A 10,960-nucleotide genomic window follows, 5' to 3' on the forward strand; every position below is an offset into this window, starting at 1 on the left:
ATCATGTTCATTCCCTACGTCAGTCGTTGGGACTACGCCGCAGGAATGTTTAACGAAGCGGTCACCGTTAATGCGCCAGAAAAATTGGCGGGGATTCCCGTGCCCAAACGCGCCAGCTATATCCGCGTGATCATGCTGGAGTTGAACCGCATTGCCAATCACCTCCTGTGGTTAGGCCCCTTCTTGGCGGACGTCGGTGCCCAGACGCCCTTTTTCTATATCTTTCGCGAGCGGGAGTACATCTACGATCTCTTTGAAGCCGCCACAGGGATGCGCTTCATCAACAACAACTACTTCCGCATCGGGGGAGTGGCCGCTGACCTCACCTATGGCTGGGTAACGAAATGCCGTGACTTTTGCGACTACTTCCTACCCAAAGTTGATGAGTACGAGCGCCTGATCACCAACAACCCCATCTTTGTGCGTCGCCTACAGGGGGTGGGCAAAATTAGCCGTGAGGAGGCCATTAACTGGGGGCTATCGGGGCCGATGTTGCGTGCATCTGGTGTGAAGTGGGATCTGCGCAAAGTGGATCACTACGAGTGCTATGACGATTTTGACTGGGATGTACCGGTGGCCACCGAAGGCGACTGCCTTGCTCGCTACATTGTTCGTATTCAGGAAATGCGCGAATCGGTGAAGATCATTCGTCAAGCCTTAGATGGCCTGCCCGGTGGCCCCTACGAAAACCTAGAAGCCAAGCGGATGCTGGAGGGTGCCAAATCAGAATGGAACGGCTTTGACTATCAGTACATTGGCAAGAAGCTGTCTCCCACCTTCAAAATTCCTAAGGGGGAGCACTATGTGCGGGTTGAATCGGGCAAAGGGGAGCTGGGCATTTACCTGATTGGAGATGACAACGTCTTCCCTTGGCGCTGGAAGATTCGTCCACCGGATTTCAATAACCTGCAAGTGCTGCCCCAGTTGCTGAAGGGGATGAAAGTGGCCGATATTGTGGCTATCCTGGGCAGTATCGATGTGATTATGGGATCCGTCGATCGCTAGGCAACTACTGAGCCACCCGCGAGGAAACTATGGCTGTTCAATTACCGTTCCTCACCTCTACCAACTTTAGTGGCCTCTTTAATGAGCGGTTTTGGCAAAATGCGTGGCCAGTACCGCCCCAAAATCAACTGCAGCGGGGGGCGCTGGTTCCAGACGTGGAGCTGCCCGCTGTAGGGCTCAGTGCCCCTGTTCGCCTTTCAAAGGTGTGGAAAGAGCAGCCGCTGCTGCTAGTGTTTACCCGTATCTTCACGGAGCACCAATACTGCCCACTGTGCTACCCCTATCTCAAGACCTTGAATGAAAACTATGAAACATTTCAAGGCAAGGGAGTGGCCGTTCTTGTGGTTACCAGTACCGATGCCCAGCAAAGCGAAAAGGTCAAGGTGGATATGGCCCTAAAAATGCCCTTGCTCTATGACCCCAGTTGCCAAGTCTTTCGCAAATACCGCACGGGTCAAGCCCTGGGGGCACCGCTGCCGGCCCAGTTTCTCATTGATCCGGAAGGCAAGCTGCGCTACAAACATCTCTTCTCGTTTTTAGAACCCAATGCTCCCCTAGAGCGCTTGTTTCAGGAGATTGATGCTTTAGCTCAGGGGGCAACAGTAGCGACAGCAGCCTAGGAGCGTCGAAACTCGCTAGGATAGAAGGTATCCCTTTGGGGCTGTAGCTCAGTCGGATAGAGCGAGCGCCTCCTAAGCGCTAGGCCGTGCGTTCAAATCGCACCAGTCCCGTCCTTGGCCTTACAATAAAAGGCAAATATCTGTAAGGTCTTTGTAACCTCAGTGTGGCATCTGTGATAGAGCGATCGCCAGCGCAGTCTCTCCTGAAGGAACTTCAAGGGACCATTGATGACCTTGAAGACTACCAAAGTGCCCTTAGCTATGCAGCGGCCAAGAGTGCTCTTGAAAAATTACTGTGCGAGTGCAAAGCAACTGGCACTGGAAAAGCTTCCCTCGTCCGGGCGATCGCTGACCTCGAAGCCATGCTCGACAAACTCCACCAGGGTGTGGTGCAAATTGCTGTCTTTGGCATGGTGGGGCGGGGAAAGTCCTCCCTGCTCAATGCGCTGCTCGGAGAACCCTACTTTGCCACTGGACCCATTCATGGTGTCACCCAAGAGGAAGCCAGTGCCCTTTGGCAAATCTCTGCAGCCCAGCGTGGCAATCCCATTCGCCTCATTGATACACCGGGGTTAGATGAAGTCAATGGTGCCGCCCGGGAACAACTGGCACGGGAGGTGGCTGCCCAAGCGGATTTGATTCTCTTTGTCATTGCTGGGGACTTGACTCGTCTTGAATACCAAGCCCTCAGTGAGTTGCGGCAAGCAGGCAAGCCAATGATTCTGGTCTTTAACAAAGTGGATCAGTATCCAGAGGCCGATCGCGAGGTCATCTATGCCAAAATTCGCGATGAGCGCGTCAAGGAACTCCTCTCCCCCGCAGAAATTGTGATGGTGGCGGCAGCGCCCCTTGTGCCCCCAGGTGCAGCGGGATAGCCAAGGACGGCTACAGGTGAAAATGACTGTCGGTGCCCCCCAAGTGGAACCCCTCAAACGGAAAATCTTGGAGGTCCTAGAGCGGGAAGGCAAGGCCCTGATTGCTCTCAATTCAATGCTCTTTGCCAATAGGGTGAGTGAGGAATTGGCCCGCTACAAGCTGGAACTGCGGGATCAGGAGGCCAACCACCTAATTTGGAAAGGGGCTGTTGCTAAGGCGCTGGCGATCGCCCTCAACCCGGTCACCGTTCTCGATATGGTCAGCAGTGCGGTCATTGACTTGACGACGATTCAACTGCTCTCGCGCCTCTACGACATTGAACTCACAGAAGCAGGGGCCAAGGAACTGCTCCAAACGATTGCCCTTGCCATGGGCAGCATTAGCTTAGGGGAATTTGCCGTTAATTTGGGACTGAGTTCCCTCAAGGGACTGTTGGGATTGGCTACGCCAATGAGCGGTGGCCTTTCCCTTGGCCCTTATCTATCGGTGGCTATGACCCAGGCGGGGATAGCTGGCTTTTCCTCCTATACGATGGGACAGGTGGCCAAAACCTATTTTGCCAACGGCGCAGGCTGGGGGGCGGCAGGGCCAAAAACGGTTGTTCAGCAAATCCTCAGTCAACTGGATCAGCGCCATATCCTCAATCGGCTGAAGTTAGAAATTCAGGAGCAGTTGTACCCGAGTTGAGCAAGACGCGCTGTTCCATAGGCGGCCTCAGTGTGGGGTGAAATGGCCACCGGAACCCCTAGGTATTGCTGGCGCAGCGCTAACCATGCTGGATTACGGGCACCCCCTCCCGCTGTCCAGACCTGTTTCAGAGGTGAGGCACCCAAACGCTGCAATTGGGCATAGCCTTGGGCCTCAATGCGACTGAGACTTTCAAGGAGGCCCTGCAAAAAGAGGCGCGGGTCATCGGGGCGTGGTTCTAGGCGAGGCGCTAGGTGAGGATCATTGATGGGAAAGCGCTCACCCCGCTTGAGTAGGGGATAGTAGTCCAAACCCGTGGGTTGACTGACATCTATTTGGACACTGAGGTGTTCGAGTTCCTCTGGGCTAAAAAACTGGGCTAAAATCGCTGCACCGCAGTTGGAGGCGCCCCCCACGAGCCAGCGATCGCCCAAGCGATGACTATAGATGCCTGCTGTCAAATCCTCTACCCTAGAGGCACTCAAAAGCTTCAGCACAAGGGTTGAGCCCAAGGAGGTCACGGCTTCACCCACCTCAGAGGCACCACTAGCCAAGAACGCGGCAATGCTATCGGTAGTACCCGCACACACCTGACACTCTGGAGAGAAGCCTAGATCAGTGGCTGTGACCTTTCCCAGAACGGTCCCCGGAGGAACGACCTTAGGCAGCAGGGACTGCAAGGGTGCAAGTATGGGGTGGCTGAACCAATCGGGGTAGGCTTCCTTTGCGGGGTCATAGCCCAACTTCAGGGCATTGTGCCAGTCGGAAATCCCCAGTTGACCGTGAAGTAAGAAGGCTAGCCAGTCAGCTTGGTGTAGGAAAAAGGCATTGGCAGTGGCATAGTGGGTCTGGAGCCACAACAGCTTGACCAGACTACTGGTGGCACTAAGGACAAGGTGATCTGTGGCTAAAATCTGCCGCAACCTTTGAAGATAATCTTGGGCGCGATCGTCGTTGTACAAAAGGACGGGCGAGGAGGGCTGCCCCTGAGCATCACAGAGGAAAACAGTGCTCGAGGTTCCATCAATTGCAATCCGCTGAATTTGCTGACGGATAGCGCTTGGAATATCTAAAATCAACGCCCACAATGTTGCTGCCCATTCTTGGGGTTGATCGGGTTGGTGTAGCGGCCGACGGGCAGTAGCCAGAACATTGCCCTCAGGATCGATGGCGATCGCCCGTGCCCCCGAGGTCCCAAAATCAACGCCTAGGGCTGTGACCGTTTTTCCCATGACTTATTGGAGCAGCGTAAAGAGCTCACTATCCAGCTCATAGCCAAACATCGCCGCCATGCCTTTAATTTTTTCAATGGCAGGATAGCCCTGGCCCCGTAGCCATTGCCAAAGGGTAAACACCTTGGTCATCACAAAAATATCAAGGGCTTGCGGGTTGAAGATAATCCCCTGCTGCGGATGAAATTCGTGGGGCACCAGCATCGCCCCATAACGCACCAGTTCACCCGCTGACCAATCCAGTAAGTAGGGCAGCCACGGGTAGGATACATCGGCACGAATGAACCAAAGGCGCACGGGCGCCAATTCCGAAAGTTCCAGATCAGGCTCATCCACTGGCCGCGGATAATCAATCGTAAAACGCAGTGCTTGGTGGTAATCCAGAAGCTGCTCTGCAGTCAGGGGGTTAAGTACTTGTTGTAGGGGAGATAAGTCCAGACGATCAATCTGCTCTGGGGTTAACTCGATGGCGATCGCCATTTTCTATCTCTCCCCAGCAGCCAGTAACTTAGGGAACCTGCTGGACTTCAGCAATCTCTGGAATGGATTCCTTCAACTTGCGCTCAATGCCCATGCGCAGCGTCATGGTTGAGCTGGGGCAGGAACCACAGGCACCCTGCAACCGCAGCCGTACCACAGGCCCCTCAATTTCCACCAGCTCGACATTGCCGCCATCGGCCATCAAATAGGGGCGGAGTTCATCAAGGACTTTTTCGACGTTTTCTTGACTCAATTCAAGGGTTGCAGCCATTGTTACTGTCCTTGGCGTATCATTCACATTGATTTTCAGTGTAGCATTGACAGGAGCGATCGCCCTTTGGGAATTCCAAGGGGTGCCAATGGATCCTGCTCTAGGGAAATCTGCTCAACAGGGTTAGGAACGGCAGCGCTCAGGGATACAATAATAGCTTGGTGAACTGCACGGTAGGACATGATTTCCAGTAATGATTTTCGCCCCGGTGTAAGTATTGAGCTAGATGGTGCTGTCTGGCGAGTCGTCGAATTTTTGCACGTCAAACCCGGTAAGGGTTCTGCCTTTGTGCGGACAAAGTTAAAGAATGTGCAAACGGGCAACGTGATTGAGCGCACCTTCCGCGCCGGCGAGACTGTTCCCCAAGCCACCCTTGAAAAACGCACCATGCAGCATACTTACAAAGATGGCGAAGACTATGTCTTTATGGACATGGAAAGCTATGAGGAAGCTCGCCTCACCCCTGCACAAGTGGGCGATCGCGCCAAGTATCTCAAGGAAGGCATGGAGGTCAATATCGTCAAATGGGGTGAGCAAGTCCTTGAGGTGGAGCTACCCAACTCCGTTGTTTTAGAAGTGGTGCAAACCGATCCGGGAGTTAAAGGAGATACCGCCACCGGTGGATCAAAACCCGCCATTGTCGAAACCGGTGCCCAAGTCATGGTACCGTTATTTATCTCCGTAGGCGAACGGATTCGCATTGACACTCGCTCAGATACGTATCTTGGCCGCGAATAGGAGTAATGGGTGTGGAGCTTGACCTCAACCAAGTACGCGAACTGCTACTAATGTTTGACCAAACCAGCGTCACCGAACTCAACCTCAAGAGTGGCGAACTAGAACTTCAACTCCGCAAGCGTGAGCAGATCAGTGGCAGCACCCCTGTGGTTGTGGCTCCAGCTCCGGCATCAACCCTCACACCCACACCTGCGCCCCCTCCAGCCGTTACCCCCGATCCGGAACCAACGCCACCCCCTGCCAATCGCAAAACCATAGATATTGTGGCGCCAATGGTCGGAACCTTTTATCGTGCCCCTGCTCCCGATGAACCCCCCTTTGTTGAAGTGGGTGACACAGTCAAAAAAGGCCAAGTGGTTTGCATCATTGAAGCCATGAAGCTGATGAACGAAATTGAAGCCGAAGTCAATGGCCAAGTGGTGGAAATTCTGGTGCAAAATGCTGAACCAATTGAGTATGGCCAAACTTTAATGCGCATTTTGCCTAGCTAAGTGAACTTAAATACTTAAATAAACGCTGTTCTTGCCGCCAAAAAAGGCAGGGACTAATTGCAAAGATATGTTAAGCATTGAGGAGTTGAAGGCCAAGAATTCAATGCTTTCAAGCCGTTGCGCTCTTGCCGAGACCCTCATTGAAAAATTAGAATTTAAAAATATCTACCACCACTGCCTGACGAGGTCGGCCTGTGCAAGCAACTGGAGCATACATTCTGATTGATACCCTATGCCGTCACGGTGTTAAGCATATTTTTGGATATCCCGGTGGAGCCATTTTACCCATCTATGATGAACTTTACCGTGCTGAGTCCAAGGGCATCATTCAGCACATTCTGGTGCGCCACGAACAGGGGGCAGCCCATGCCGCTGACGGCTACGCTCGTGCCACAGGTCAAGTGGGGGTGTGTTTTGCTACTTCGGGACCAGGGGCGACGAACTTAGTGACAGGCATTGCCACAGCCCACATGGATTCAATTCCGCTACTGGTGATCACGGGTCAGGTACCTCGCTCTGCCATTGGCACGGATGCTTTTCAGGAAACAGATATTTTTGGCATTACGCTGCCCATTGTTAAGCACTCGTACGTAGTGCGTGCAGCCAAGGACATGGCACGGATCATTGCTGAGGCCATTTACATTGCCACCACTGGTCGGCCTGGGCCTGTGCTTGTGGATATTCCCAAGGACGTGGGGTTAGAGGTCTGTGAGTATGAGCCGGTCGAGCCGGGGCAGGTCAAGCTGCGGGGCTATCGCCCCACGATTCGCGGCAATGCCCGTCAAATTGCCCAAGCGGTCCAATTGATTCGTGAGGCCAAGCGACCTTTGCTTTATGTGGGGGGCGGGGCAATTACAGCGGGTGCTCACGAGGAGGTACTCAAGTTAGCCGAGCTCTTCGAGATTCCGGTGACCACAACACTCATGGGGAAGGGGGCCTTTCCTGAGTCCCATCCCCTCTCTGTGGGTATGTTGGGGATGCATGGCACCGCCTATGCCAACTTTGCCGTCAGTGAATGTGATCTGCTAATTGCTGTGGGGGCACGCTTTGACGATCGCGTGACTGGTAAGCTGGATGAATTTGCCTCCCGCGCTAAGGTCATTCACATTGACATTGATCCTGCTGAGGTGGGCAAAAACCGTGTACCTGATGTGCCGATCGTTGGCAGCGTCAAACCAGTGCTCCAGCAGCTTCTCAAGCACATTGAAGACAGTGGTCAAGCTGTTGAACCTCAGACCCAAGCCTGGTTAGAGCGTATCAATATCTGGAAACAGGATTATCCCCTCATTGTTCCCGAACCCAGTGGTGAACTCTCGCCGCAGGAGGTAATTGTGGCTTTTGGCCGTCACGCCCCCGATGCCTATTACACCACTGATGTGGGTCAGCACCAGATGTGGGCAGCACAATTCCTGAAAAATGGCCCTCGGCGTTGGATCTCTAGTGCTGGCTTGGGCACAATGGGTTTTGGTATGCCTGCGGCTATGGGAGTCAAAGTGGCCTTGCCCGATCAACAGGTGATTTGTATTAGTGGCGATGCCAGTTTCCAGATGAATTCCCAAGAGCTGGCCACCCTGGCTCAGTACGGTATTGCTGTCAAGACTGTCATTATTAATAACTTTTGGCAAGGAATGGTGCGGCAATGGCAGCAGGCCTTTTACGAGGAGCGTTATTCCCATTCCAATATGGCCAAGGGGATGCCCGATTTTGTGAAATTGGCGGAGGCCTATGGGGTTAAGGGGTTACGGGTGAGCGATCGCCAGCATTTGGATGCCATTGTCCAAGAGGTTTTGGCCTACGATGGGCCAGTGCTGCTGGATGCCCATGTCACCCGCGATGAAAACTGCTACCCGATGGTTGCCCCCGGCAAGCCTAACTCTCAAATGCTTGGTCTGCCGGAAGCCAAGGTTCTTGAAAAGGCTGCTGAACTGGTCTACTGTGCCAATTGTGGAGCCAAGACCATTTCAACCCATCGCTTTTGTCCAGAGTGTGGCAGCAAGCTCTAGGTCCTTGGACAAGTTTGGTTAAAGAGCCGCCGTGGCAGGGGCTGGCGAAAATGAAAGAGGAGCCGACTTTGGCGGTGATCGCGGGGATCCGGACCCCGTTCCCACAGGGTTTCAAAGGAGAAAAAGGACACTCCTAACCCGGCTCGCAGGGCAGCCTCTACCTTGGCATCCACTAGGGCCATCGGCACAGGGTTGGTACGTAGCCCCGTGAGGACACCAACGGCAGTGGGAACTTTAGCTTGGGCCTGGCGTATCTCCGGCTGCGTCAACTGTTGCACAAAGCTGGAGAGATGGTAGCGATACACTTGCACAATTACTTCATCGAGGAGTCCGAGGGCGACCCACCGCGGCCAATCTTGGAGAAACGTTTGGTAGGCGGTTGGCAATGTGGTCGGTGAGAGGGAAAAAATGGCATTGGGAAATTCCTGCTTTACTCGCTGCCGCAACGTTTGCACAAAGGCAGTGAGTTTGTCAGCACGCCAGCGCATCCAGTCCGGATCACGGGGATTGTCGGGAACGGGCTTTTGGGTTTCCTGCTGATAGAGGGCACGGGTGTAGTCATCGTAGCCAAACTCCACGGGCAGGCTGAAGTGATCATCAAACTGCACACCATCCACCGGGTATTGCCGCAGTACCTCAAGGACAATATTGGTGAGAAATTCTTGTACTTGTGGATGAAAGGGATTCATCCAAGCCACTTCCCCGGCCGCTGTTAAGCGAGTGGTCTGACCATTGATAGCCTGGGTGAGCCAGTCCGGATGGGCAAGGGCGAGTTCTGAGGTTTCTGGCACCATAAAGCCAAATTCAAACCAGGGAATGACTAAGAGATTACGGCAGTGCGCCTGCTGGGTGAGTTCGGCGAGAATCTCGTAGTCTTGGATTCCCCGCAGCACAAAGGTCTGAATTCCCAAATTCTTGGCGGTAGTACTGGGGAAACTGACATAGCCGGAATTCCAGACAACGGGGTAAAGGGTGTTGAAGTTTAGTCGCTGTAGATCATTGAGGGCTGCCACCAACCGCGGGCGATCGCGCAGGATTGGGAAATCATTCTTGGTCAGCCAAACCCCACGAATGAACCTTGGGTTTTGTGCTTGTACGGGCCCAATCGCCCAACACAAACTCCAACAGAAGAGAATGAACAACAACCAAACACGACGACGCAGCATGGGCTACAACCCTAGGGGACACAGATGTCCTGACTCAAGGAGAAAAATCTGCGTACAGACGGCGCGTAAAAACGCAAGGTCATGGCTGACAACTAGACCGGGAGTGGCATTGGTTTGCAGAAACTCAATCAAGGTGCGGCAACTCCGTTGGTCTAAAAAGGCAGTGGGTTCATCGTAGAGGATTAGCTTGGGCTGCATGGCCAAAATGCCGGCGATCGCCACCATGCGTTGTTCTCCCCCCGACAGTTGATGGGGCACGCGATTGGCCAAATGCAAAGTTCCGGTCATCGCCAAGGCTTGATACACTCGCTGCTGCACTTCTAGGGTTGAACAACCTAAATTCTCAGGGCCAAAGGCGACATCCTCAGCCACAGTAGTCCCAATTAACTGATCCGCTGGGTGCTGCAGCACGACGCCCACTGCGGGTTGAAACTGTCCAGCCACCACTGACTGCCCCAAGCAGGTAATCGTTCCCCGCTGTGGCTTGAGAACAGCAGCACAGAGAAGGAGGAGTGTGGTTTTGCCAGAACCATTGTCACCAATGATGCCAAAGCGATCGCCCCCCGTCACCCTCAGATCAATCCCTTGGAGCAGTGAGGGGGTTGTTCCATAGCCAAAATGAAGATCCCTGATTTCCAGCAGGGCAGTCACTGTTTAGAGCGTCAATGCTTGGGGATTAGTTTCAATCAGTTTTGCCAAATCCTGAAGGAAGGCAGCTGCATCAGCACCATAGATCACCCGGTGATCACAGGTAATATTCACCTTCATCTGCCGTTTTACCCCCAGCAGGCCATCCTCTGTGGCAACCACCGTCGGACGCGACGCCCCCACCGCCATAATCGCCCCTTGACCGGGCGTGAGAATGGCATCAAAGAAGTCAACTCCAAACATGCCGAGGTTCGAGAGGCTAAAGGTGCCCGTGCTGTACTCATCGGGTTGCAGTTGCTTGGCGCGTGCCCGTTCCACCAAGTCTTTCCAAGTACGCGAGAGGCTGTAGATGTCAATTTGATCGGCGTTCTTTAGCACCGGTGTAATCAGACCACCCCCCGGCATCGCCACCGCAACAGCAATGTTAATATCACGACGGTATTGAATCCCCTGCTCTGTGTAGTAGGCATTCATAATTGGGTGTTTTTGCAATGTCAGGGCGATCGCCTTGGCAAGGAGCACCGTCATTGTCACCCCTTTGGACTTAATTTGCTGATACAGCCGATCCAAGGCATCGGTTGTGATCGTGTAGGCGACGTGGAAATCGGGAATGCCCAGGCTGGCCACCATATTGCGCACAACGGCATTTTGCAGCGTTGTCAGGGGCACCAAATCCTCCTTAGCCACCACCGGAGCAGTAGCAGGGGGGGCGGTGGGGAGAGGGGCAGGGGACGTTGCCACGG

14 protein-coding genes and 1 tRNA gene are annotated in these 10,960 nt (G+C 53.8%); 8 read left to right on the plus strand and 7 right to left on the minus strand.

Annotated features, from left to right (window positions below; all coding sequences use genetic code 11):
- The 5 genes from H8Q75_RS03520 to H8Q75_RS03540 form a co-directional block, all read left to right on the plus strand.
- On the plus strand, nucleotides 1-1,005 hold a 1,005-nt coding region (locus H8Q75_RS03520), incomplete at its 5' end, for an NAD(P)H-quinone oxidoreductase subunit H (protein ID WP_297040553.1).
- Nucleotides 1,006-1,034: 29 nt separating this feature from the next.
- Nucleotides 1,035-1,625 (plus strand): peroxiredoxin-like family protein, encoded by a 591-nt coding sequence (locus tag H8Q75_RS03525; protein ID WP_297040556.1) that lies wholly within the window; start codon nucleotides 1,035-1,037, stop codon nucleotides 1,623-1,625.
- Nucleotides 1,626-1,662: 37 nt separating this feature from the next.
- Nucleotides 1,663-1,736: transfer RNA gene (locus tag H8Q75_RS03530), tRNA-Arg, on the plus strand.
- A 53-nt stretch (nucleotides 1,737-1,789) separates the two neighbouring features.
- A complete protein-coding gene (locus H8Q75_RS03535) occupies nucleotides 1,790-2,500 on the plus strand; it encodes an Era-like GTP-binding protein (RefSeq protein ID WP_297040559.1) in 711 nt (236 codons plus the stop codon).
- Entirely contained in the window at nucleotides 2,475-3,188 is a 714-nt protein-coding gene (locus H8Q75_RS03540) for a YcjF family protein (RefSeq protein ID WP_297040561.1), read from the plus strand. The genes H8Q75_RS03535 and H8Q75_RS03540 overlap by 26 nt, the downstream gene beginning before the upstream one ends.
- Here H8Q75_RS03540 and H8Q75_RS03545 read toward each other — a convergent pair.
- From H8Q75_RS03545 to H8Q75_RS03560, 4 genes are read right to left on the minus strand one after another with little or no spacing between them, the layout of a single operon-like run.
- Entirely contained in the window at nucleotides 3,164-4,420 is a 1,257-nt protein-coding gene (locus H8Q75_RS03545) for an FGGY-family carbohydrate kinase (protein WP_024124416.1), read from the minus strand. The two genes, H8Q75_RS03540 and H8Q75_RS03545, sit on opposite strands and share 25 nt — an antisense overlap.
- Before the next feature lie 3 nt (nucleotides 4,421-4,423).
- Nucleotides 4,424-4,900, minus strand: a complete 477-nt coding sequence (locus H8Q75_RS03550) for a CRR6 family NdhI maturation factor (RefSeq protein WP_024124415.1) — start codon at nucleotides 4,898-4,900, stop codon at nucleotides 4,424-4,426.
- Between the two features lie 28 nt (nucleotides 4,901-4,928).
- On the minus strand, nucleotides 4,929-5,171 hold the full coding sequence (locus H8Q75_RS03555) for a NifU family protein (protein ID WP_024124414.1): 243 nt from the start codon (nucleotides 5,169-5,171) through the stop codon (nucleotides 4,929-4,931).
- A gap of 35 nt (nucleotides 5,172-5,206) precedes the next feature.
- On the minus strand, nucleotides 5,207-5,353 hold the full coding sequence (locus tag H8Q75_RS03560; RefSeq protein ID WP_157869649.1) for a hypothetical protein: 147 nt from the start codon (nucleotides 5,351-5,353) through the stop codon (nucleotides 5,207-5,209).
- On the opposite strand from H8Q75_RS03560, the gene efp reads away from it, so the two are divergent.
- The 3 genes from efp (at nucleotide 5,352) to ilvB (ending at nucleotide 8,403) form a co-directional block, all read left to right on the plus strand.
- Nucleotides 5,352-5,909, plus strand: coding sequence for an elongation factor P (gene efp / locus H8Q75_RS03565; RefSeq protein ID WP_011057134.1), 558 nt, complete (start codon nucleotides 5,352-5,354; stop codon nucleotides 5,907-5,909). The two genes, H8Q75_RS03560 and efp, sit on opposite strands and share 2 nt — an antisense overlap.
- An 11-nt stretch (nucleotides 5,910-5,920) precedes the next feature.
- On the plus strand, nucleotides 5,921-6,400 hold the full coding sequence (gene accB / locus H8Q75_RS03570; protein WP_024124413.1) for an acetyl-CoA carboxylase biotin carboxyl carrier protein: 480 nt from the start codon (nucleotides 5,921-5,923) through the stop codon (nucleotides 6,398-6,400).
- A 194-nt stretch (nucleotides 6,401-6,594) separates the two neighbouring features.
- Nucleotides 6,595-8,403, plus strand: coding sequence for a biosynthetic-type acetolactate synthase large subunit (gene ilvB / locus H8Q75_RS03575; protein WP_024124412.1), 1,809 nt, complete (start codon nucleotides 6,595-6,597; stop codon nucleotides 8,401-8,403).
- Here ilvB and H8Q75_RS03580 read toward each other — a convergent pair.
- From H8Q75_RS03580 to H8Q75_RS03590, 3 genes are all read right to left on the minus strand, one after another.
- Nucleotides 8,400-9,569, minus strand: a complete 1,170-nt coding sequence (locus H8Q75_RS03580) for a glycoside hydrolase family 10 protein (protein WP_297040569.1) — start codon at nucleotides 9,567-9,569, stop codon at nucleotides 8,400-8,402. The two genes, ilvB and H8Q75_RS03580, sit on opposite strands and share 4 nt — an antisense overlap.
- Before the next feature lie 3 nt (nucleotides 9,570-9,572).
- Nucleotides 9,573-10,220, minus strand: a complete 648-nt coding sequence (locus H8Q75_RS03585; RefSeq protein WP_024124410.1) for an ABC transporter ATP-binding protein — start codon at nucleotides 10,218-10,220, stop codon at nucleotides 9,573-9,575.
- Nucleotides 10,221-10,223: 3 nt separating this feature from the next.
- The coding region (locus H8Q75_RS03590) for a dihydrolipoamide acetyltransferase family protein (protein WP_297040572.1) at nucleotides 10,224-10,960 on the minus strand (737 nt) is incomplete at its 5' end.

The organism is Thermosynechococcus sp. OHK43, from assembly GCF_014466085.1.
Taxonomy (GTDB): Bacteria; Cyanobacteriota; Cyanobacteriia; order Thermosynechococcales; family Thermosynechococcaceae; genus Thermosynechococcus.

Bases quoted from the DNA above. Each gene is read 5' to 3' on its own strand.
- H8Q75_RS03525 (WP_297040556.1), top strand. From the start codon at position 1,035: ATGGCTGTTCAATTACCGTTCCTCACCTCTACCAACTTTAGTGGCCTC.
- H8Q75_RS03545 (WP_024124416.1), bottom strand. From the start codon at position 4,420: ATGGGAAAAACGGTCACAGCCCTAGGCGTTGATTTTGGGACCTCGGGG.
- H8Q75_RS03550 (WP_024124415.1), bottom strand. From the start codon at position 4,900: ATGGCGATCGCCATCGAGTTAACCCCAGAGCAGATTGATCGTCTGGAC.
- H8Q75_RS03555 (WP_024124414.1), bottom strand. From the start codon at position 5,171: ATGGCTGCAACCCTTGAATTGAGTCAAGAAAACGTCGAAAAAGTCCTT.
- efp (WP_011057134.1), top strand. From the start codon at position 5,352: ATGATTTCCAGTAATGATTTTCGCCCCGGTGTAAGTATTGAGCTAGAT.
- H8Q75_RS03560 (WP_157869649.1), bottom strand. From the start codon at position 5,353: ATGTCCTACCGTGCAGTTCACCAAGCTATTATTGTATCCCTGAGCGCT.
- H8Q75_RS03580 (WP_297040569.1), bottom strand. From the start codon at position 9,569: ATGCTGCGTCGTCGTGTTTGGTTGTTGTTCATTCTCTTCTGTTGGAGT.